Origin of the sequence: Rhodococcus sp. B50 (assembly GCF_013602415.1) — a bacterium.
Taxonomy (GTDB): domain Bacteria; phylum Actinomycetota; class Actinomycetes; order Mycobacteriales; family Mycobacteriaceae; genus Rhodococcus.
In genome coordinates, this window is the sequence record NZ_WPAG02000003.1 from 407,431 (window position 1) to 427,057 (window position 19,627).

Below are 19,627 nucleotides of genomic sequence, written 5' to 3' on the forward strand. Positions count from 1 at the left end.
CCCCCGCAGGCGAACGAAACCTACGGCCGGATAGTAGGCGAGGCGGAAGCGGTGACCCGCTCCAAATATCACGACGGTCGCAGCAGTGAACAGAGCCGGACTCCAGGACCGTTGCGCAAGGACACGCGCACATATGCCGAGCGGATCGACCGACATCACAGGGCGCAGGCCGATCCGCTGCTTCATGGCAGCCTTCACCGAGGAGCCGAAACTGCTCCTCCGGTGCGGCATCGGTCCCGCACAGACTTCCGGCCTCGGTCACTACTGAACCGGCGCAGGTATTCGGATGTCCCGATTCCCAGGCCGCCGAAACTATGGGGCCGTGCGCGAACCCCGAGCGCGGTCTCCGCAGTCGACTACTCGTCGCGGCATCGGCCTTTGAGTCGATCGATGCCCTATCGTGAGTCGTATCCCGGGATGGCAGAGCATCGCCGCCCGCCGTAGTCAGGAGGATTCGTCCCATGGGTACGTCCGACGACTGGAATACGCAGGTGATCGCCGAGTTCAGGGCCAACGAAGGTCGCGTCGGCGGCAACTTCGAGGGAGCCCCGATGGTGCTGGTGCACCACCGCGGACGCAAGAGCGGACGGGAGATGGTGACCCCGATGATGTATCTGCCCGACCCAGACGACGATGCGACGGTATATGTCTTCGCCAGCAAGGCGGGCGCGCCCAGCAACCCAGCGTGGTACTACAACCTCATCACCGCAGGTCGAGCCGAAGTCGAGATCGGCACCGAGACCTACGCGGTCACCGTGCAAGAGATCACCGCAGCCGAGCGCGACCGCATCTACACCGAACAGGCACGCCGCTATCCGGGTTTTGCCGACTACGAGGAGAAGACTCGCGGAGTGCGCACCATTCCGGTACTCGCACTCCGTCGCAGCTGATCGCATCCGGTCACAAGTCGTGAGTTTTCCTGGGCCCTCGGGTCACACCGAGAATTCCTATGAGTACAACCCGAGATGCATACGACAACAGCCGGAAACACGCATCTCTTCTCATCGTGCCCGGCGGTGCCCCCACCCTCGGTGCACGTCCGCGCACGATGTGTGTACCGGCGATCAGCAGCCCGGTTCGGGTGGATCTGCTGGTGCGGGCCGGCATCCCTACCGCTCATGGCGTCGGCGCGGTGTCTGTCAGCGGCGAGGAAGAAGGACTCGTCCCGGTCGACTGCATGCTCCGGCGACCTTCAGCTCCGCAACCCTCGAGGTGATCGAGGCCGGACACGACCTGGGCATCGAGTTGACGGGCGAGTCGGGCTGCCCGGGTCTGTGCCGCGCCGGATGCAGCCCAACGCACTTACCGAGTGAATCGTCGGCGGACTCGATCAGCAGGGGTCGTCGATGAGACAGGTTGCCCCCTTTAGCCGCGCGGTGTCCGCACTCTCCGGGTTCGTCGGCCGGAGCCCGAGGCTGTGAGCGGCATCGACAAGGGAACGCTGCCGTTCCTCGAGGGTGTCCCCTTGCCAGAGCATGTCCGCCCATAGGACGAGGTCGTTCAGCCCGCGGTCTCGGTATCGCTTGAGTTCGTCGGCGGAGGGTCGGCCACGCGAACGTAGCAGCGGAACTCGTCCGGCCTGCCGGTCTGTGCGCGTAAGGCGCTGAGTTGCTGGACGTAGCTGGTCGACTCGTCGAGAGTGGGGGTGCCGGAGGAGAACCAGGCGTCGCCGAGCCGTGCCGCGCGAGCAAGTGCCTTCGGTGTGTTGCCGGCCAGGACGATCGGGATCGGCGTCGGACGTGGGTGCACTTGCACTGTGTCGAACGTGAAGCGCTTTCCCGTGTGCGAGAATTCGGTACCTGACCATGCCTGACGAAGAATCTCGATGCATTCCTCCGTGCGCGAGTAGCGAGTTCGGAAGGGTATTTCGAACGCGGCGAATTCCTCCTGCAACCAGCCGACGCCGATCCCGAAGAGCACCCGTCCACCGCTGAGTTCCTGGAGGTCGATCGTCGTCCGTGCGGTTTGCAGGGGGTGTCGTACGCGACGGACCGTGGAGTACTGGCGCAACGAAACACTCGTGCCCGCACTGACCGGTTCGAAGCGCCGCCACACCAGACTGGAAGCACGTGCCCTGCACCATCTGCATACTCAGATAACCGACCCCGATCTACGGCAGGCTCTGACACCGTCCTACCGGATCGGCTGCAAGCGCATCGTCTTTTCCGACACCTTCTATCCGGCATAGTGCCGCCCCACCACCACTCTGGTGACCTCCCCCATCGCCGAACTCGCCTCCACCGCCGTCCACACCGCAGACGGCCGGCAGCACGAGATCGACGTACTTGTTCACGCCACCGGCTTCCATGTTTCCGCCGCTCTGATGAGAGTGCCGATCCACGGTCGAAACGGGACGAGTCTGCAGGAGATCTGGACTCGCAACGGCGCCGCAGCCCATCTCGGCACCACCGTGGCCGAACTACCCAACGCCTTCATCCTCGGCGGACCGAACACCGGAGTCGGCCACACCTCGATACTGTTCATGCTCGAAAGCCAATTCCGTTACATCGCAGCCGCACTCGACGCCGCCGACCGCGCCGGCATCGACGCTCTCGTCGTACGCGAGCAAGCACAACACCGCTACACCACCCACCTCCACCGCGCCTCGGCTGCGACGACATGGACCCGAGCGGTTGCCACAGCTGGTATCTCGACCGCGAAGGGATCAACCGATCACTATGGCCCGGACCCACATGGCGCTACCGGCTACACACCAGAACATTCGATTGCCACAACTACACGCCCATTCGAGCATCTCAGGGCGCGCCACAAAGAGCGGCACGAGGCGACCATCGCACGCAGAACTTGTAACCGAGCAGTTCCCGGTCCATTCCCTTCACCGGAGACGGACCGGCCTTCGAGTACGTCGCTCGTGCCGGCTCCGGCCGAAGACGCAGCTTCGAGCGGCCAGTGATTGTCGGCTCGCTCCCGCAGGGTGAAACGGCGAGGTGAAAGCGCAAGCGGAATTTTCGGTTCCGTACGCTCGGTGAACGACCGCCGCTTCTCCGCAAGCGCGGTCGAGCTGTAGCCCTTCGCGGGCCACAGCGCCGGGCTTACCGCCACCGCCCTGTTGTCGGTGTCGGGTCCCGGTCTGCGGCTTACCCCTCGAAGCCGCACCCCTTGTGTCCCGGATCCCTCCCCCTCCCCCACCTCCGGGACACAAGGGACCTCCAGCACGACCTACTGCCTTCGGGCCGACAACCAGGCGCAGCCGATCACATACCGGCAAAGAATGATCGGTACATCAGCTCGAGCGCCGGCAACAGGACGGGACCGGAGCGAGGAAACCCGGCGGCGGAACGGCGGCCGGCGGCGCCACACATCACACCCACCGAATCAGAGGTCTGTTCGACTGGGTACCCTGTCCTTGCTGATCCGGGGGGCCGAAATCCGCAGCCCTGCTCCGCCGGGACGGCACGCAGCCATCAGGTGCAGGTGTTTGCGCGTACCACGTGAGGAACACTGTTGTCGCACGAAATGCACCATTTCGACATGGGCCTGTGGGTGCTGCTCCTGGCCTACGGAACCTCGGTCGCAGGATCGTTCATCGGCTTGTCCTGCGCCCACCGGGTCGCCGAGCGCCCGCCCGGCCCCGCGCGCTGGGGATGGCTGCTGATGGCCGCACTGTCGATCGGCGGGGTCGGCATCTGGATGACCCACTTCATCGCAATGATGGGCTTGGCCGTACCGGGCACCCTCATTCGCTACGACCCGACGCTGACCGCCCTCTCCGCGATTGTCGCCGTGGCCGCGACCGCATTCGGACTTCGGCTGATCGATCTGCGTGTCCTGGCCGGACGCCCGATCCTGGGCACTGCGGCATTGCTTGTCGGCAGCGCGGTGATGGGCCTGACGGTGAGTGTGATGCACTACAGCGGCATGGCCGCGATCCGCATCCGTGGCGAATTGTCCTACGACCCGATATTCGTCGCTGCGTCGGTGGGCATCGGCATCGGGGCCTCCATCGCCGCCTTGTGGCTGGCACGGGTCGCTGTAGGCCGTTCGACCCGTGTCCTCGGCGCGCTGGTGATGGGATGCGCGGTCGCGGCGCTGCACTACACCGGTATGGCAGGGGTGCACGTCTCACTCGATCCGGCAGCTCCGGCTCCGGACGGTGTGACCATCATGTCGTTGATGCTCCCGTCATACGTGCTCGGCACGATCGTCCTTGCTGTGCCCCTCGTCGCCTTGTTGCTCACTCCGCGAACTGCCGAACCCGGTCTCGACGAGGCCATCGCGAAGTGGACCTCGGAAAGCTCCGGAACCGAACCCGTCCCCGAGGAGCACGAGCGGGTCACCACGACCAGGGCGAGGCTTGCGACCGGAGGTCGGCGCATCACGCCTCGCCGATATCCCGCCCATCACAACGTACGGTGAACGTGGATCTCCGGTGGAGGCCGAGGCCTGTGGACAGCGGATCCCCGTCGCTGCGGACAAGCACTGCTTTCGCAGGCACGATTCTTCAAAGGAAGGCGCGTCCATCGGACTTGGCGGCACTCTCACTGCGTCCGCGAGTGAACCGAGCTGCCACGGTTGTTCCATGCTGTGGGCTGGAAGCGGGCTGTTCCACAGCGGGAATGCCAGTGTCGATAGAAACTTGTTCCAGTCGGGGACGCTGAGAACCCCGGTCTGTTTCGCCCTGTGTTGGGGGAGGGCGAAACAGACCGGCGTGCCTATTGCTCGTCCCATCGTGTGGATGACTCGTCCACCGAAGGATGCCCGATCACACTTTCCGATCCCCGTCCCTTCGGTGACGTCACGCCATGAAGGACGCGGCGAACATGAGGAACACGACGAACAACGCCGCCGTCCCCAGGCCTGCACCGATCACGGCGTCACGCTGATTCGACGCCAATCCCTTCTCCACTCGGCCTACGCCTGTCCATCCACACACGACGGCGATCCCGTCGGCAGGGATGGTGACGAGATCTCCGACGAGCGGTACGAAAGCAATTACCACCGCGATGATCCCGGCGATCAATGCTGCGCTACCGACCATATTTCGATAAGGAACGTCGTCGCCGGTCATGGCGCTTCCGCCCGTACGGCGACCGGGCACTCACGGTCCGTCCGATTGTGGGTGCAGAGCTCGAACGGGTCACCTTCGGCCGGGAACCGGGGGCGCACAGGCGGCAGGCTTCGACACAACGCTGAGATCGGCCGGTAGCTCGTCACGTCGATACCAGACGTAGATAGAGCAACATGTCGTCCGCTCGCACGGTGCCGACTTCAGGGGAATCCACCGGGATCAGCTGCTTGTCACGAACGATGCCGAGCACGATCACGGACAGTTGTCGCGGGGAGAGACTGACCAATGAACGGGAACGAGTCCGATCCGAACACGACCACCCGCATGCGACTGAGACAGTCACCCGGCGTAATCGTCGATGCGCGGCCCTGACCGCCGAACGTGCACCACGTCAATCGCACTCTTTCGCGATACCACTCGCCGTGTGCTCACATCTCGGCTCGGAGCCAAGGACTCCTGCCGGATCGGCAACCACCTGCTCGACCCAGGGCCGGCACAAGCTCTTCGCGTTCTGTATTCGATCTGCACCTAGAGGAGTTCGAGTGCATCGATGAGTTTGCGGCGTTCGTCGTCGGTGAAGTGTTTACGCACCGCAGCGGCGAGGACATCCGGGTCGGCGCGTAGCCGTTTGAGGGCCTGCGCGATCTTGTCGGCCGCCTCGAGCGGGCCGGCGGGGTCTTTCTCCGGCTGCTGGTCGGGCTCGGCCGTGTCGGCCTGATCCGTCGTCGGGGCGGGATCGGGGTTCTGCGCCGCCTGCCAGGCAGCGACCTGCTCTTCGAGCGGAACCCGCGCCAGCGAACGAGCCTGCCGCACCGCCAGATCCCCAGCGCGCAGGGCTGCCTGCAGTTCGGGTGCGAGCTTGAGCAAGGCCCGGCGTTGGGACACCCAGCCCTTCGACCGGCCGAGCTTGTGCGCCGCCGCGTCGGCGCTGCCGAATTCGGCGACCATCAGCTCGACGGCCTTGGCTTCTTCGAGCACATCGAAATCACGCCGGTCGATGTTCTCACTCGTTGCCGCCCACAGGATCTCGCCCTTGTCGACGGCGATGCTGTCGCGCAGGACCACATCGAGTCCGGGGCGGCCGTACTTCTGGGCGGCGGCCAGACGCCGGTTGCCGTTGACGACGATGTACTGCGCTTGGCCGAGGTCGTCGGCGTCGTCGGGCCACAGTTTCAGCCAGGCGCTGCGGCTGACGACGGTGCCCGGTTGCAGCTGCCGGTCGACGATGGTGGCCAGATCGGACAGGTCTCCGAGTTCGTCGCGGGGATTGCGGGGGTTGGCGATGAGCTGGTCGACGGGCACATCGGCAAGCAACTGCCCCTCGACCGGCACCGGCGCGGAGGCGGGTGTGCTGGAAGCGGGTGTGGTCGGGGTGCGTTTGCGGTCGACCGGGGAGTTGTCGCCGACGGCGCCGACCAGAGAGGCGAAGTTCGCGCGCCCACCCTTCGGTGCCATCAGCGACCCTCGTCCGCGAGCTCGAGGCTGAGCTTGTAGAAGTCCTCCCGGGCCTGCAGCGAGACGCGGTTGGCTTCGTACTCGGTGACCACGCGGCCTTCGGCGGCGGCGCGGGTGTGCACCTTGTAGTGCCGGATCACCGTGCGCGCGAGCGGCCAGCCGTTGGCCTGGACGAACGCGCGGGTCTGTTCGAGGTCGACCTTGCCGTCGCGGGGATCCCAATTGTTCACCACGACAATAAAATTCTTGCCCAATGGTTCGATGACCTGCTTGATGGTCCGCGCGGTCGGATCGAAACACAGGGGTTCGGGTTCGATGGGGACGATCACCAGATCGGCGACGTCGAGCACGGCGCGCAGCGCGTCGGCGGAAGTACCGGTGCCGAGCACGTCGGTGCCGTCGTCGGTGCCGGACAGGTCGATCCAGCCGGGGGTGTCGACGTAGACGTGTTTGATGCCGGGCAGTTTGTCGAGATTGCGCAGCACGTCGAGGTTGTCGTGGACCTGGTCGATCAGGAAGGGGAGTTCTTCGACGCGCGAGGCCCACCACACCGCCGAGCCTTGGGGGTCGACGGAGATCGCCGCGACCGGGGACTGGACATCGTCGTCGTCGCCGGCGGTGAGGACATCGGCTTTGACGGCGGCGAGATTCATGGTCAGGGTGGATTTTCCGACCCCGCCTTTTTGGTTGAGCATGACGTGCACAGCCATCGGTTACCTCCGTATGCTTCACCCCCGCGGTGGGGGCTACTTCGGACTCGCATCGTCATCTCCTGGCCGAGAAGACGATTGCGCCTGCACCACTGTAACGATTGCGATCCAGGGTGTCTGCGGCGCGCCACTCGTACAATAGACCCTTACAGGTCTACCGAACAACCTTTTCGCCGTATCATCGCAACTGTGCTGCGCTACCTGACTTTGCACGAAGTTGCCGACCGGGTCGGCATCACCTACAACACCGCCAAAGGCTATCTACGCAAAGGCGTTCTGCCGCAGTCTAATACGTAACGTTGTTCTCAAATCTGATGCCGCTGAGGCTAGTGACGCATGAATAACTTACCGCTGCATGACCATTGCCGAGCGAGCCCTGTTTCATCCCTCCCTGCGGAGAGCCACGCCACCTACATGCGCAGGCATGCACTCTGGAGACGGAGACGTATCGCGGAAATCCTGACATTCAAGCGTTCGCTCATGCATGCCCCGCCGTTCGAAGCCTTTTCGTCACTGTGACACCAGCTGCAACACGGGACGCGCGCAGCCCACCTCTTCACCCAACCCGCACAGAACACCCGAGCCCGCGTTGGCGGATTCGTTTCAATGTCTCCGGAGGCTGGTTTACCGCGGTAAACCAGCTCCCGATAGCGCTCACCCACCACCTCGTCGCATATAGTTCCTCAGGCATCCGCGGGCTCCGGGAGCCGAAGCCCACACGGGGACGAGGACTTCATGCCCGGGGAGCAGTTCCTCAACCCTTCGCAACCGAGGCGCCCGACTGTTCGATGCACCTACCGCACCTCCCAGGTCAGCACGGATCTACGAAACCGACACGGCGCCAATGCAATACACCTTTTACTAAGACACCTTGGAGCGTTGCCGAGCGCAACGCGCCCCAGAAGCGACATCCTCCGCCGTTGTGGGTGCACAACATCGGACGTTACGGATCTGTCGGAGTGACCGCGTTCCAGAATCGCTCCGGCAGCAGGTGCCACTGGTTTTGCCGCCGCGCCGGGTCTCACGATCGGCTCGCACATCCTCGAGCAGGGCGACCAGGTGCGGCCCCGTCGAGCAGTGCGCAGCCCAAGCACCTGCGTCCAGGCGCTGCGCGGCCGTTGAGAGATCTCCTCGCGCCGCTTTGATACGGGTACCAGCTGTGTACCGGACTGCTTTCAGATCCACCGCACCGGCCTCGTAGCCCAGCAAGAAGCTCTCGTCGAGAAGTCGCTCGGCCTCATCGAGATGGTTCTGCTCGTAGAGCAGTTCACCGAGTAGCGAGCCAGCGAGTCGTGTCGCGGTCCAATACCCGACTGATGTTCGACCACCAGTACTGGACGAAGTTCGGCATCTTCGGCGTCACCCCCGGCGGTGAGGTACCCGAATACCTCTACCAGGCGAACGCTCTCGCCGACCTGGCGAACAAGATCGGTGTGGACGAGACGGGCTCGCTCCGCACGGTCGACCGGCTCGACCCCGACGCCACCCGCGGCTGTGACCCGTAGTTCCACCGCGGCGACACCCTGTTCGACCGTTCCGTCGAGGCGTACTACCCCCGGCTCGGCAAGTACTCCCCCGACAACCGCGTCCCCACCTCCACCGCGAAGGCCCGCACACTCCTCGCCAAGGCCATCGGTCCAGTAGTCGACAAGCTCGCCGGACGGCTCGCGCGGAAGAACGACCCGGACCGCCTGCGTTCGCTCGTCGTCGGCCCGTTGGCGAAGATCATCCGGCCGGTGCTCGACAGCCCGAAGTCGAGCATTCTCGGCCCGTCGATACCGCACCGTCTACGCACTGAAAGTCGAAGCCAGCGCACTCGGCACCGTCGGTGGCCCGAAGACCGACGCGAAGGGACGAGCGCTGGACACCGAGGGCGAGGTCATTCCCGGCCTGTATGCCGCGGGTAACTCCGGCGGCGCGCCCACCAAGGGCTTCTACGCCGGCGCCGGCGTTACGTCGTTCGCCACCGGTGTCCCGGCTCGAGGCCGCGACTCACATGATGGCCGCAACCCACGCTGTCGACCTGCGCCGCTTGCCGAAGACCGACTCATTAGCGCGAGCGCGACTTGTTGTCGATGTTCATCGATGCTCTGATCGGTGCCGTAGCCGACGCCCTGTGCGGTGCCGGCTACGGCCAACGGTCCGACGAATACGTCAACACCCGAACCGGCTACCGACATCGAGACTTCGACACCCGGGTCGGCACGCTCGGTCGGCACGATGCCTCGATGGGCGTGGACCCAGGCCGGCACCAAGGACGGATTCCCAGCATCGCCATGCCGACCCGCGACGTGTCCACCGAGGAGGTGTTGCCGGCGTATCCGCCCAAGGGGAATGACCCTCTCGCTCCCGTTACCTCATTACACCCGCACGAACGGAACCAAAAGGGACGGGACGCTTACAATCGGGCTATGTGGAAGGACCGTCCCGTACTCGAGGTCCCTGACGTGGTGGGGTTCGACGCGGACGACGCATGTGCGATGGTGCGCGGTGCGGGACTGGTGCCTACCGGGCCGGACGGCGCCGCGGCTCCGTCCAGCGGAGTGATCGTCGCCCAGCGACCGATCGGAGCCGCCGGATCCGAGCAGGGCGCCGAAGTGATCTTGTGGAGTCAGGACAACGGTGATGCGCACGGCGCACCGGCGCCTCACCTCGAGGAGTCCGCAGGCCTGGACCCGGTATAAACGTCGACCGCCGGTGCCTGCGATCACGCCGAAGACGACGACGCGACCGCCTGCTTTCAGGGCAGGCAAGGGCTGTTCCAGGTTGGCGCCGTAGGCCACGGCATCGAGGCCGCCTGCTGCATCGATATCGTGCTGAGACCAACTTCGGAGATCAGGGACTGGAACATGCACCTCTGATTACCAAAGACAGGGAATGCGTGTGTCCACGTTCCCCTGTCACCACGACTTTCCCCAACGAGGTGACACGCTTACTCGGCCGGATTACCGCCATCTGATCAGCCCTGACGACTTCACTGCAGAAGCGCCTGTACCACTTGGGAGAAGTAAGAAGCCTCAGAGGCTGCCGGGGATGTCGAGAACCACGATCCCCGCCTCATCCTCGAGTGCGTCCCACAGGTCCGGGCGATCGAGCAGGTTGTCCGTACCGAGCACCGTGAAGTCGGTGGGTGCGCGCATGGTTCCGGTGCGGTCGCCGCTGGCCGCGAACACCGCGAGGCACGCGTGGACGTGCCGCAGGTCGTGCCGCGCCCAGTACCGGATGCCGTCGAACCCGGCATCACGTAACGCCAGAGCCCATTGCTGGGTCAGCGCATAGTCGGTGGTGGTGAACAGCTCGGAGGTCACCCCGAAATGGATCGCCCGGTTCGACGTCGCGTCGGCAAGACGCAGATCCTCTGGACGGCCATCCTCGAAATGTCCCGGTTGGCAGGTTCCTTTCGGGGAATGACGTCGATGCCGCTCCACGCTTCCAGCAACGTGATGAGCGCCGCGTTGGCGGTATAGCAGGTTCCCTCCAGTCCGGAAAGGTCGAAACGGCCCCCGCTGTTGTTGCTGAACCACCATGGCCCCCGCTGTGCAGCATGGCTACGGTAGACCGTCGTGCCGGCGAGAAAGACGGTTTCAGGGAACCGCCCGGAGCTGCTCCGGGGGCGGGGTCGCCTTGAGATGTTGTTGTGCGCGGCGAGCGTTCACGAAGCGAGCCGCTCCGCTGCTTGACCTCGATACGTTCGAGGCCGTCCGCCGCGAGCATGCGCGGCTGCCGATCAAAGTCGATGATCGACTGCCCACGGTGCAGGGTGGCGCCTGGTCTATAACCGCTGAGCACGCGGGCGCATGTGCTTTTATCGCCGCTCAGGTACAACTCGGACTTCCGAAACGGGTAGAGGTAGCCGGTGAACAGGTAGTAGCCGATCGCCTTCAAAAGTTTAGCGGCACAGTCTCGTTCGCCCACACCGACTCCGCTGCTCCACCTGTGTTCGAGAAACATCCAGGGCTTCGTGTACTCCACCATGAGGTTCTTAGAACAGAAAATCAGCCCGCGCCTTGCGGCAACGGGCTGATCATGATGCGAGCGATCCTAGCACGCGGGCACCTGGCGAATCATTCGTAGCCACCCGCGCTCACCACCTGGCACGGCCGGGTCGTTGCAGAGAACCAGCGAGCAGCCCGAGAACGACCCGGCGCCCCGGCAGCCCACTCGTCTGGGGCTGTAGTGGTTGGCGCCCTTTGGTGTTCCGGGCTTCACGCGGGCACCGGTCACGGTTCACTCGCGTGCCTGTGGTTTGTCGAGACCACCTCCGACATCTCACGAACGCAGAATTGGATTAAGATACGCTACGCCCCGTTACAGAAGACGTCCAGGGGAATGTAGGGTCATAGTGGGCAAGGAACTGTTCACACGTCCAACTCGCACGGAGAAAGACGCTGGTGAGGCTCCGTGCAGAAGTGGAGTAACGACCAGGACGACAGGTCTAGGAGACACATGACCGAGAAGGCCACTCGAGAGAGTGACAGAAGGAATGGTCGGCCCCGAAGTGAGCAGTCGCGTCGGGCAATTCTCGATGCCACGCTAGACCTGCTCGGTCATGAAGTGCTGAGCGAGATCACTATCGCGTCGATCGCGAGCAAGGCCAAGGTCGGCAAGAGCACGATCTATCGTTGGTGGCCGTCCCGAACCGCGCTGATTCTCGAGGTGATCGACGGTCTGCCTCCGATCGTCGCCGTCGACACAGGAAGCTTGGTCAGCGACCTCTGCGAGGTCTCCATGCAACTCAGCGAGTTGCTTGTCGCCTCGCCTCTCGGCAAGGTCCTTGCGCACTTCGCGGCAGACCGCACCGCACAGAACGATCCGAGCGTTCGCGACTACTTCGCTTCACGCACCAGGCCGATCTCGGATGTGTTCGAACGTGCGGTTGCGCGAGGTGAGTTCCCCGCAGTCCCTGAACCCGAGATGTTGATCCACATCGCCATGGGACCGATTCTCAACCGGGTCTTCTTCGGTGCTCAGCCGCCCGATAAGGAATTCATCACAACCGCGGTGCGTACCGTCATCGCAGGCTTTCCGATTGCGCTCGCTTCTGACGGCGACGCTGGAAAATGAGACCATAACGACGCTCGACAATGACTGCCACCCGGACAGATCGAATGGGTGCTCTCAGTAGAGGATTGGGCGCGGATCCGACGACTGGTCGCGGACGGTGTTCCGCGACGACAAGTGACGCGGGATCTGGGGATCGGCAGGGCCACCGTCGACCCGGCAGTGGTCTCGGATCGGCCGGCGAAGTACGCACGCACAACCGGCCCGGATATCGTTCACACAGTTCGAGGCCAGGGCGCGGGCGCTTCTGCGCAAGTATCCGCCAGATGACCGCGAAGGTGATCGCCGAACGGGTCGGTTGGGAAGGATCGATCCCCTGGCTCCGGGACTACACGCGGATATGCCGATCTGGATCTGGCGCACTTTCCGTGATTCGTTTGGCGCACTTGTTCATACGTAATGGACGACGCGCTTGCGGAGCAGGTCGAAGTTGGCTCGCCCGTACATCTGTCGTTTGAGCATCTTGATTCGGTTGACGTGCCCTTCGACCGGGCCGGAACTGTAGGCCATAGTCAGTCCCGCGGTAACGGCATCGAGGTCACGGAGCAAGCCTGCCGCGAAGGACCGCAACGCGGGCGCGCCGTCGCGGCGGGCGCGGGCGATCCACTCCTGCACCTTGTGACCGCGTCGGCCGACCATGATCTCGGCGAAGTCCCGCACGAGCCGGCAGGTGGTGGCCAACGCCGGGCTGCGCGTAAGCAGGGCTTGTCGGCCGGTGCGGTCCTCGTCGGTGAGACGATCGGGATGGCGAGTGAGCCATCCGGTGACCTGCCGGACGCTCGGCGCGGCGGGGCGCGGCGGCGCTGGGGCGGCCGCATCGCGCAGCGGATAGACGAATCGTGCGACGGTCTTGGCGCTGCCCCGATATCCGAGTGCGGTGATCTCGCGGGTGAGCCGTGCGGCGTCGAGACACCCGCCATCGATGCGTTCACGCAGGTAAGGCGCGTACTCGTCGAGTATGCTGCGGCCCTTTCGCGCAGTGGAGATCAAGGCGTGGGCGTCGGAAGCGCGGGCGAAGCGGCGGACCGTCTTGGGATCCAGTTCCAGGATGCGCGAGACGTCGGAGAGTGTGCGTCCCTGGGTGAGCAACTCGTGTACGGCAGCGTGGCGTTCGATGGTGCGTGTGACGATACGGTTCTCGACCGGCCCGGTGCTCGGAGGCGGCGTCGTTCGGTTCGGTCCGACGACGGTGGTTTCGGTGGGGGTGTGCAGGTCGGCGCGGTGGCGAATGACGGTCTTCTCCACCGCACCCACCAGGTTGTGCCACAGGTGCCAACGATCGGCAACCTGGGTGGCCTCAGGAGCGCCGGTGCCGATGCCGTCGGCGTACGCGCCGGCCCGATCCCGGCACACGATCTGGACCTCGGGACGGCCACGCAACCACGTCGCGACGGTGTCCGCGGTGCGGTCGGGCAACAGATCGATCGGGGTACGGGTGGTCATGTCGATGACGACGGTGCCGTAGACATGGCCCCGGCGGAGCGCGAAGTCGTCGATACCCAGAACGGGCACCTCCTCGACGGGCCGATCGGGGATCGCCCGAACGGTTCGCAGCACGGTGTCGCGGCCGACCGCGACGCCGAGCTGGTTCGCGAGCCGGGCGCCGGCCCGTCCGGCCACCGCCAATCCGATCGCCTCGATCATGGCCGCCGCTGCGGGCGTGCGCCGGCTCCACGGAAGCGTCAAACCCGAAATTTGCTCGGTGAAGGTCTTTGCGGCGCAGTCGGTCGTGTCGCAGAAGAATCGGCGGACCCGAATGTCGATCAGGACCGGATACCCACCGATTGCGGTATCGGCCAGTTGCCGACGATACCGAGAATGCACGCGACGCGCTTCGCCGGCACAACGTGGGCACGACGCCCGCTCACCCCGCGGCCGAGCCTCGATGCGGATGGTCGCACCTACCCGCCGGACGTCGAGAACATCGACACTGTCCAAATGCGGGAACAAGTCCATCCCGCCGTCTTCAGCGCACCCGGACGATACTCAACCACCGATGTCGGTGCAGGTCAGCGACACGCCAGAGGCTTCACGGAAAGTGCGCCAGATCCGCCGATCTCCCTGTCGCCGGACACGTTCGTCCCTGCTGATGGACAGTTGACCTCCTTGTGGATGGACACGGGGCCGGCGGTGTGTCGGTCCGGCTACAGACGCCCTCCGGGGTTCTGCTCCAGGATCGTCCATCTTCGACCCGGCGCGTCAGTACCCTCTCGGCTATCTTCCGAACCGGGCATGGGCACCAATGATCGCGCCGCCGACCTCGAAGGCGACGCCATCCTCACCGCACCATCCAGAGATCGGCAGCCGGTCACCCGGAAAAACCGGGGCCGCGAAACGTCCCGACAACTGCGTCAGCTCGGCGGGGTGCACGCCGAGTTCCCGGGCCAGCGGCAGCGTGCTCGCCGCGAGGGTGCACAGTCCGTGCATGATCGGCCGCGGCTGACCGATCCGCGCGGCAGCAACGGGATCAACGTGAATATGGTGCATGTCACCGAGGAGGCGGTATGTCGCCGCCTGGTTTTCCCAGGTGACCAGTTCGGTGGTCAGGTCGGGGTCACCGACCGGGGTTGCGGTTCTGGCCGGGCCGCGTTCGCCGCCGAATCCTCCGTATCCCGGGGCGAACAGTGACCAGGTGGCGACGAAGTACTCGCTCTCGATGACGACGTCCAGCACCGCGGCGGCACCCTTGTCCCACACCTCGCCGACACGCGCCGAGAGCGTCACCTCGCCGGAGCGCGGCAGCGGTGCGAGCACGGTCAGTTCTTGCGCGCCGTGCAGGGCGGTCTTGGTGTCGAACGCGCCGCGCGCGCCGAGTTCGTCGGGTGCCCACTGCGCGAGAGTCAAGGCGAACGTGGGCAGCACCCGCAGCCGGTCCTCCACCACGAGATCCAAGTCGGTCGCCTGGGCGCCCACGGCGAGCGCGTAGAGGATCGCGTCGCGCTCGGTGTAGCGCACGGTGCGGGTGCCGAGGTCGACCCCCCGCCACGCATCGGCCGGTTTCTGTTGTATTGCTGTCATTGTCCGGTCCTTCCAGGTAGTCGCGTCCGAGAGCGCCGAGCGTCAGGGCACTTGGGAAACCACGGCTCCTGCCGTGACGCATCATGTTCTCGGAATACTCGGGCGGGTGGAGGCCTTCATGGATGAGGTTCTCGGTCTCCCCCGCTGGGCCAGAGGCTGAGTTTGTTTCTCGAGGTGTACGAGTGTCAGCGGGGTGCGGTGGTCGTAGGAGACCGCGAGGTAGATGGTGTCGGCGGCAGATGGTTCATCCCGGACATCTGTCGACCGTCGGGTCCGTCTTCGGTGTGCCGACGATGTCGGCAATCGAGTAGATGCAGGGGCCCGTGTCCACCGCCGGGTTCTGATGTCCTCGAACAGGATGGGCTTGCCGTCGAATCAGCGGTGGTCTGTTACAGGTCCAGCACGAGACGTTCGCAGGTCGCGCGCGAAACGCAGATCATCAGGCGGTCGTGGGCGGCTTTTTCGCTCGGTTCGAGGACGGTGTCGCGATGGTCGATGGTGCCTGACAGTACCGGTGTCTCACAGCTGCCGCAGGTGCCTTCTTCGCACGAGGACAAGACGTCGATTCCATTGTCGAGCAGTACATCGAGGATCGTCTTGTCGGCTGGGACGGTGAGCACGCTGCCGTCGGAGGCGATTTCGATCTCGAAGTCCACGTTGTTCGCGGTCTGTTCGCCGGTGATGGGCTTGAAGCTTTCGGTGTGGACTCGGTCCGGGAGCCAATTGCGGCAGTGCGTCCGGACTGCGTCGAGCAGCGCGGTCGGGCCGCAGCAGTACACCTCTGTACCGGGCCGGGGACGTCCCAGAATGGAGTCGAGGTCGAGCAGTCCTCTTTCGTCCTGCGGTATGAGCGTTACACGCGGCCCGTACTGCTCCACGAGGTTTTCGGCGTAGGCCATCGATGTCGCGGTCCGCCCGCCGTAGAACAGTGTCCAGTCCGCTCCAGCGGCATGCACTGCAGCCATCATGGGCAGAATCGGGGTGATGCCGATGCCGCCGGCGATGAAAAGGTAATGCTCTGCGCGCTTCAGCTCGAAGTGGTTGCGCGGTCCGCGAACACGGATGTTGTCGCCTTCGGCGAGGTGTTCGTGAACGTGCCGGGACCCGCCGCGGCTCGCGGGATCCAGGAGCACCGCGATCCGCCAGGTGGTGCGGTCGGCGGGGTCGCCGCACAATGAGTACTGGCGGGTGAGGTCGTCGCCGAGAACGAGATCGATATGAGCGCCGGGCGCCCAGGCGGGGAGGATCTCGCCGCGGGGGTCGGTGAGCTCGAGTTCGACGACGTCCTCGGCGCACACTCGTCGGCTTCGGACGTGGAGAAGCAGGTCGGAATCGGAATCGTGGGGCATGGTGATCTTCGTTCTCAGTTCGACGGGGTTTCGGCGGGTGTCTGTTCGGCGGCGGGTGTGCCGCTTCCGAGGCGACGGCGGGAGGGTGCAGTGACGGTCCATGCGGTGGTGATCATGCGTTCGGTTTCGCGGTCGAGATAGTCGTCGAGCGAGGCGGTGAGCGCATCGTTGAGATTGGCTTTCATCGCTCGCAGAGATTCCGGGCGAGACGCTGCGATGCCTTGCGCCATCGCAACAACCGATGGGAGGAAGTCTGCCGGATCGAAGACGCCGTTGACGAGGCCGAGACGTTCGGCAGTCTCGGCGTCGATCTTGCCGGGCATCAGGAATACCTCCCGGGCGCGTGCGGGACCGAGGAGGCGGGTCGCGAACCAGATGGCGCCCAGTTCGCCCGGTATCCCGTGAGCGAGAAATGCTGTGTTGAATCGTGCGTGTGTGGCAGCGAATCGGAGATCGGTGGCCAGTGCCAGCGCCAGACCCGCGCCTGCGCAACCACCGTTGACCGCTGCGATCGTGATTTTCGGCATGCGGTGGAGTTGCCGCACCACTCGCACGGCCCCTTCCATCTGCCGACGGTGCGCATCGGGTGATCGTTCCCATTCGGCAGGGGTGTCGTTCTTGCTGCTTGGCATTCCACCGACGTTGAAATGGCGTCCGGTGCCGGTGAGCACCAGGACGCGTATGGACTCGTCCGCCGCGACGTCCCCGAGTACGCTCTCGAGGTTCGACACCTGGCTGTCGGTGAAGGCATTTCCCAGTTCGGGTCGGTTGAATTGGACGAGTGTGACGCCGTCCGCGTCGGTGCGTCGAATTTCAGGGGTCATGGGGATCCGTTTGTGCCGTCGGGACTTCAGGACGCATTGGTAGATAATCCTGCTGCTGCAGAAGATATTTCGTCGAGTCGATCGAGCATCGGCATGCGGTCTTGGCCGATGCTTGCCGCGAAACGGTTGGCGATCTGCTCGGGTGTCCAACGCTTCTCGGCGTATGCGGTGCGGATTTCTCGCGGTTGTGCCCACAGCGCGATCTTCGGTCCGGTCACTGTGTACACCTGGCCGGTGATGTCCGCTGCATGCTCGGACAGGAGGTAGACGACCATCGGCGCAATGTCCTCGGGTTCGCCGATCTCTCCGACGTCGAACGGGATCCCGGCGGACATGCGGGTGTTCGCGACCGGTGCGATCGCGTTCGCGGTGACGCCGTACTTGTGTAATCCCAAGGCGGCGCTTCGGACCAGCGAAATCACCCCGCCCTTGGCGGCGCTGTAATTCGCCTGTGAGATGCTGCCGGTGAAAGCGCCGGAGGTGAATCCGATCAGCCGGCCCCCGCCCTGTTTGCGCATGACGGCGGATGCGGCGCGGAAAACGGTGAACGTGCCCTTGAGGTGGGTCTCCACGACGGGATCCCATTCCTGCTCGGACATGTTGAACAGCATGCGCTCTCGCAGGATCCCTGCTACGCACACGACGCCGTCGAGCCGCCCGAACTCGTCGAGTGCGGTCTGCACGATGCGTCCCCCGCCCTCCATCGTCGTGACCGTGTCGGCGACTGCGACGGCGGTTCCACCCGCGTCGCGGATTTCCTCGACCACCCGGTTCGCGACCTCGCTGGTGGGGTTGGCTCCGTCGATACTGACGCCGTAGTCGTTGACGACCACCTTGGCGCCCTCGGCGGCGCATGCCAGCGCAATCGCACGCCCGATACCTTGTCCGGCGCCCGTGACGGCGACGACCTTGTCCTGGAGGAAGGTGCCCATGTCTACTCCTGTCGTTCGTGGGGCGATCGTGCGGTCAGGCGAGGCGTTCGATGATGGTGACGTTGGCCAGGCCGCCGCCCTCGCACATCGTCTGCAACCCGAAGCGCCCGCCGGTGCGTTCGAGTTCGTGCAGCAGCGTGGTCATCAGTCGAGAACCGGTCGCTCCGAGCGGATGCCCCAGTGCGATGGCACCGCCGTTGACATTGACCTTCGCGTGATCGATGCCGAGCTCCTTCTCCCAGGCGAGCACAACCGACGCGAAGGCCTCGTTGGCTTCGAACAGGTCGATGTCCTCGACACCGAGGCCGGTCCGTTCCAGAGCGCGCTGCGTGGCGGGGATGGGCGCGGTCAGGATCAGCGTCGGATCGGCGCCCCGGCAAGAAACGTGGTGGATCCGCGCCCGAGGGCGGAGGTTGTGCTCGCGCACCGCACGCTCGGAGGCGAGCAACACCGCAGCAGCGCCGTCACAGTTCTGGCTCGCCAAACCCGCGGTGATAAGTCCATCGGGGGAAATGGAGCGCAGCGCCGCCATCTTCTCGAGTGAAGTGTCGCGCCGCGGGCAGCTGTCAGTGGAAACTGCTCCCAGCGGGATGATTTCGCGTTCGAATCGACCCTCCTCGATAGCGTGTACCGCGCGGCGGTGGCTCGTCAGAGCGAACTCTTCCATCTCGTCACGGGTGATCGACCATTTCTGCGCGATCTGCTCCGCCGCGGTGAACTGTGACGGCTGGACGCGTCCGTAGCGCTGTGTCCAGCCATCCGATCCGAGGAACGGCTCGCCGAAGGCCGGGTCGACCCGGCCGGCCGACGAGATCGGAACGGTACTCATGTTCTGGACACCGCCGGCGATGACCAGGTCGACGGTCCCGGACATGATGCCCTGCGCCGCGAACTGGACAGCCTGCTGCGAAGATCCGCATTGCCGGTCGATCGTGACCCCCGGCACCTCCTCGGACAGTCCGGCTGCGAGCCAGGAGGTGCGGGCGATGTTGAAAGCCTGCGAGCCCAGGGTGTTGAGGCAGCCGAAGACGACATCGTCGACCGCCGCCGAGTCGAGATCGGCCCTATCGATCAGGTTTTTCAGTACGTGAGCGCCGAGGTCGGCTGCGTGAACGCCCGAAAGGTCCCCGCCTGTGCGGGTGATGGGCGTGCGGACAGCGTCGACGATGTATGCCTCGTGCATTGCTTCCTTCTGGTATCGGTGCAGAGTGTGCTGGTGGCGAGTAGGGAACTCTGTGTGCCGGGGTGC

The 19,627-nt window shown here is 64.9% G+C and carries 21 protein-coding genes and 1 pseudogene; 10 read left to right on the top strand and 12 right to left on the bottom strand.

Features of this window, described 5'->3' with window-relative positions:
- The first annotated feature begins 461 nt into the window (after positions 1-461).
- Positions 462-890 carry a nitroreductase family deazaflavin-dependent oxidoreductase gene (locus tag GON09_RS26275; RefSeq protein WP_213934915.1) on the top strand — a complete coding sequence of 143 codons (429 nt, stop codon included), beginning with the start codon at positions 462-464 and terminating at the stop codon, positions 888-890.
- Positions 891-1,500: 610 nt separating this feature from the next.
- Here the strand turns inward: GON09_RS26275 and GON09_RS26280 are convergent.
- Positions 1,501-2,055, bottom strand: a complete 555-nt coding sequence (locus GON09_RS26280; RefSeq protein ID WP_307854555.1) for an LLM class flavin-dependent oxidoreductase — start codon at positions 2,053-2,055, stop codon at positions 1,501-1,503.
- Here GON09_RS26280 and GON09_RS26285 point away from each other — a divergent pair.
- The 3 genes from GON09_RS26285 to GON09_RS26295 all read left to right on the top strand — a co-directional run bounded on the left by GON09_RS26285 (position 1,994) and on the right by GON09_RS26295 (position 4,377).
- The gene (locus tag GON09_RS26285) at positions 1,994-2,188 is read left to right on the top strand and encodes a hypothetical protein (RefSeq protein WP_213935270.1); all 195 of its coding nucleotides are present in this window, start codon (positions 1,994-1,996) and stop codon (positions 2,186-2,188) included. The genes GON09_RS26280 and GON09_RS26285 overlap by 62 nt on opposite strands.
- 21 nt (positions 2,189-2,209) lie before the next feature.
- Positions 2,210-2,914, top strand: coding sequence for a hypothetical protein (locus GON09_RS26290; protein ID WP_213934916.1), 705 nt, complete (start codon positions 2,210-2,212; stop codon positions 2,912-2,914).
- A gap of 551 nt (positions 2,915-3,465) precedes the next feature.
- Entirely contained in the window at positions 3,466-4,377 is a 912-nt protein-coding gene (locus GON09_RS26295) for an MHYT domain-containing protein (protein ID WP_244867038.1), read from the top strand.
- A gap of 379 nt (positions 4,378-4,756) precedes the next feature.
- Here GON09_RS26295 and GON09_RS26300 read toward each other — a convergent pair whose 3' ends face one another.
- From GON09_RS26300 to GON09_RS26310, 3 genes are all read right to left on the bottom strand, one after another.
- The gene (locus tag GON09_RS26300; protein WP_213934917.1) at positions 4,757-5,029 is read right to left on the bottom strand and encodes a hypothetical protein; all 273 of its coding nucleotides are present in this window, start codon (positions 5,027-5,029) and stop codon (positions 4,757-4,759) included.
- A 528-nt stretch (positions 5,030-5,557) separates the two neighbouring features.
- The gene (locus tag GON09_RS26305; RefSeq protein WP_213934918.1) at positions 5,558-6,484 is read right to left on the bottom strand and encodes a ParB/RepB/Spo0J family partition protein; all 927 of its coding nucleotides are present in this window, start codon (positions 6,482-6,484) and stop codon (positions 5,558-5,560) included.
- Complete coding sequence (locus GON09_RS26310) at positions 6,484-7,194, bottom strand: ParA family protein (protein ID WP_213934919.1); 711 nt, start codon at positions 7,192-7,194, stop codon at positions 6,484-6,486. The genes GON09_RS26305 and GON09_RS26310 overlap by 1 nt, the downstream gene beginning before the upstream one ends.
- Positions 7,195-8,486: 1,292 nt before the next feature.
- On the opposite strand from GON09_RS26310, the gene GON09_RS28575 reads away from it, so the two are divergent.
- The 4 genes and pseudogenes from GON09_RS28575 to GON09_RS26330 all read left to right on the top strand — a co-directional run bounded on the left by GON09_RS28575 (position 8,487) and on the right by GON09_RS26330 (position 9,878).
- Positions 8,487-8,699: a hypothetical protein gene (locus GON09_RS28575; protein ID WP_244867039.1), complete on the top strand. Its 213-nt coding sequence runs from the start codon at positions 8,487-8,489 to the stop codon at positions 8,697-8,699.
- Positions 8,700-8,988: 289 nt separating this feature from the next.
- Positions 8,989-9,288 (top strand): FAD-binding protein, encoded by a 300-nt coding sequence (locus GON09_RS29060; protein ID WP_374195422.1) that lies wholly within the window; start codon positions 8,989-8,991, stop codon positions 9,286-9,288.
- A pseudogene (locus GON09_RS26325) lies at positions 9,255-9,404 on the top strand (transposase); the annotation flags it as partial. The gene GON09_RS29060 and the pseudogene GON09_RS26325, both read left to right, overlap by 34 nt.
- Positions 9,405-9,605: 201 nt before the next feature.
- Positions 9,606-9,878 (top strand): PASTA domain-containing protein, encoded by a 273-nt coding sequence (locus tag GON09_RS26330; protein ID WP_213935271.1) that lies wholly within the window; start codon positions 9,606-9,608, stop codon positions 9,876-9,878.
- A gap of 333 nt (positions 9,879-10,211) precedes the next feature.
- Here the strand turns inward: GON09_RS26330 and GON09_RS28585 are convergent, their stop codons facing one another.
- Together GON09_RS28585 and GON09_RS29065 are read right to left on the bottom strand one after the other, a co-directional pair.
- Positions 10,212-10,502: an RES domain-containing protein gene (locus GON09_RS28585; protein WP_307854556.1), complete on the bottom strand. Its 291-nt coding sequence runs from the start codon at positions 10,500-10,502 to the stop codon at positions 10,212-10,214.
- Positions 10,435-11,169, bottom strand: a complete 735-nt coding sequence (locus tag GON09_RS29065) for an Abi family protein (RefSeq protein WP_374195410.1) — start codon at positions 11,167-11,169, stop codon at positions 10,435-10,437. The genes GON09_RS28585 and GON09_RS29065 overlap by 68 nt, the downstream gene beginning before the upstream one ends.
- A gap of 471 nt (positions 11,170-11,640) precedes the next feature.
- On the opposite strand from GON09_RS29065, the gene GON09_RS26345 reads away from it, so the two are divergent.
- Together GON09_RS26345 and GON09_RS29070 are read left to right on the top strand one after the other, a co-directional pair.
- Positions 11,641-12,258 (top strand): TetR/AcrR family transcriptional regulator, encoded by a 618-nt coding sequence (locus tag GON09_RS26345; RefSeq protein ID WP_213934920.1) that lies wholly within the window; start codon positions 11,641-11,643, stop codon positions 12,256-12,258.
- 48 nt (positions 12,259-12,306) lie between these two features.
- Positions 12,307-12,525, top strand: a complete 219-nt coding sequence (locus tag GON09_RS29070; protein ID WP_213934921.1) for a helix-turn-helix domain-containing protein — start codon at positions 12,307-12,309, stop codon at positions 12,523-12,525.
- Positions 12,526-12,645: 120 nt separating this feature from the next.
- Here GON09_RS29070 and GON09_RS26355 read toward each other — a convergent pair whose 3' ends face one another.
- The 6 genes from GON09_RS26355 to GON09_RS26380 all read right to left on the bottom strand — a co-directional run bounded on the left by GON09_RS26355 (position 12,646) and on the right by GON09_RS26380 (position 19,561).
- The gene (locus tag GON09_RS26355) at positions 12,646-14,211 is read right to left on the bottom strand and encodes an ISL3 family transposase (RefSeq protein ID WP_213934767.1); all 1,566 of its coding nucleotides are present in this window, start codon (positions 14,209-14,211) and stop codon (positions 12,646-12,648) included.
- Positions 14,212-14,469: 258 nt separating this feature from the next.
- Positions 14,470-15,273: a MaoC/PaaZ C-terminal domain-containing protein gene (locus tag GON09_RS26360; RefSeq protein WP_213934922.1), complete on the bottom strand. Its 804-nt coding sequence runs from the start codon at positions 15,271-15,273 to the stop codon at positions 14,470-14,472.
- A 389-nt stretch (positions 15,274-15,662) separates the two neighbouring features.
- Positions 15,663-16,622 (bottom strand): PDR/VanB family oxidoreductase, encoded by a 960-nt coding sequence (locus tag GON09_RS26365; RefSeq protein WP_213934923.1) that lies wholly within the window; start codon positions 16,620-16,622, stop codon positions 15,663-15,665.
- A gap of 14 nt (positions 16,623-16,636) precedes the next feature.
- Positions 16,637-17,446: an enoyl-CoA hydratase/isomerase family protein gene (locus GON09_RS26370; RefSeq protein ID WP_213934924.1), complete on the bottom strand. Its 810-nt coding sequence runs from the start codon at positions 17,444-17,446 to the stop codon at positions 16,637-16,639.
- Between the two features lie 26 nt (positions 17,447-17,472).
- Positions 17,473-18,378, bottom strand: coding sequence for an SDR family oxidoreductase (locus GON09_RS26375; RefSeq protein WP_213934925.1), 906 nt, complete (start codon positions 18,376-18,378; stop codon positions 17,473-17,475).
- Positions 18,379-18,412: 34 nt separating this feature from the next.
- Positions 18,413-19,561, bottom strand: coding sequence for an acetyl-CoA C-acetyltransferase (locus GON09_RS26380; protein WP_213934926.1), 1,149 nt, complete (start codon positions 19,559-19,561; stop codon positions 18,413-18,415).
- Positions 19,562-19,627: the final 66 nt, after the last annotated feature.

Excerpts from the sequence above, each read along its gene's own strand:
- GON09_RS26275 (WP_213934915.1), top strand. The coding sequence starts at position 462 with ATGGGTACGTCCGACGACTGGAATACGCAGGTGATCGCCGAGTTCAGG.
- GON09_RS26300 (WP_213934917.1), bottom strand. The coding sequence starts at position 5,029 with ATGACCGGCGACGACGTTCCTTATCGAAATATGGTCGGTAGCGCAGCA.
- GON09_RS26305 (WP_213934918.1), bottom strand. The coding sequence starts at position 6,484 with ATGGCACCGAAGGGTGGGCGCGCGAACTTCGCCTCTCTGGTCGGCGCC.
- GON09_RS26310 (WP_213934919.1), bottom strand. The coding sequence starts at position 7,194 with ATGGCTGTGCACGTCATGCTCAACCAAAAAGGCGGGGTCGGAAAATCC.
- GON09_RS26330 (WP_213935271.1), top strand. The coding sequence starts at position 9,606 with ATGTGGAAGGACCGTCCCGTACTCGAGGTCCCTGACGTGGTGGGGTTC.
- GON09_RS29065 (WP_374195410.1), bottom strand. The coding sequence starts at position 11,169 with ATGGTGGAGTACACGAAGCCCTGGATGTTTCTCGAACACAGGTGGAGC.
- GON09_RS26345 (WP_213934920.1), top strand. The coding sequence starts at position 11,641 with ATGACCGAGAAGGCCACTCGAGAGAGTGACAGAAGGAATGGTCGGCCC.
- GON09_RS26355 (WP_213934767.1), bottom strand. The coding sequence starts at position 14,211 with ATGGACTTGTTCCCGCATTTGGACAGTGTCGATGTTCTCGACGTCCGG.
- GON09_RS26360 (WP_213934922.1), bottom strand. The coding sequence starts at position 15,273 with ATGACAGCAATACAACAGAAACCGGCCGATGCGTGGCGGGGGGTCGAC.
- GON09_RS26365 (WP_213934923.1), bottom strand. The coding sequence starts at position 16,622 with ATGCCCCACGATTCCGATTCCGACCTGCTTCTCCACGTCCGAAGCCGA.
- GON09_RS26370 (WP_213934924.1), bottom strand. The coding sequence starts at position 17,446 with ATGACCCCTGAAATTCGACGCACCGACGCGGACGGCGTCACACTCGTC.
- GON09_RS26375 (WP_213934925.1), bottom strand. The coding sequence starts at position 18,378 with ATGGGCACCTTCCTCCAGGACAAGGTCGTCGCCGTCACGGGCGCCGGA.
- GON09_RS26380 (WP_213934926.1), bottom strand. The coding sequence starts at position 19,561 with ATGCACGAGGCATACATCGTCGACGCTGTCCGCACGCCCATCACCCGC.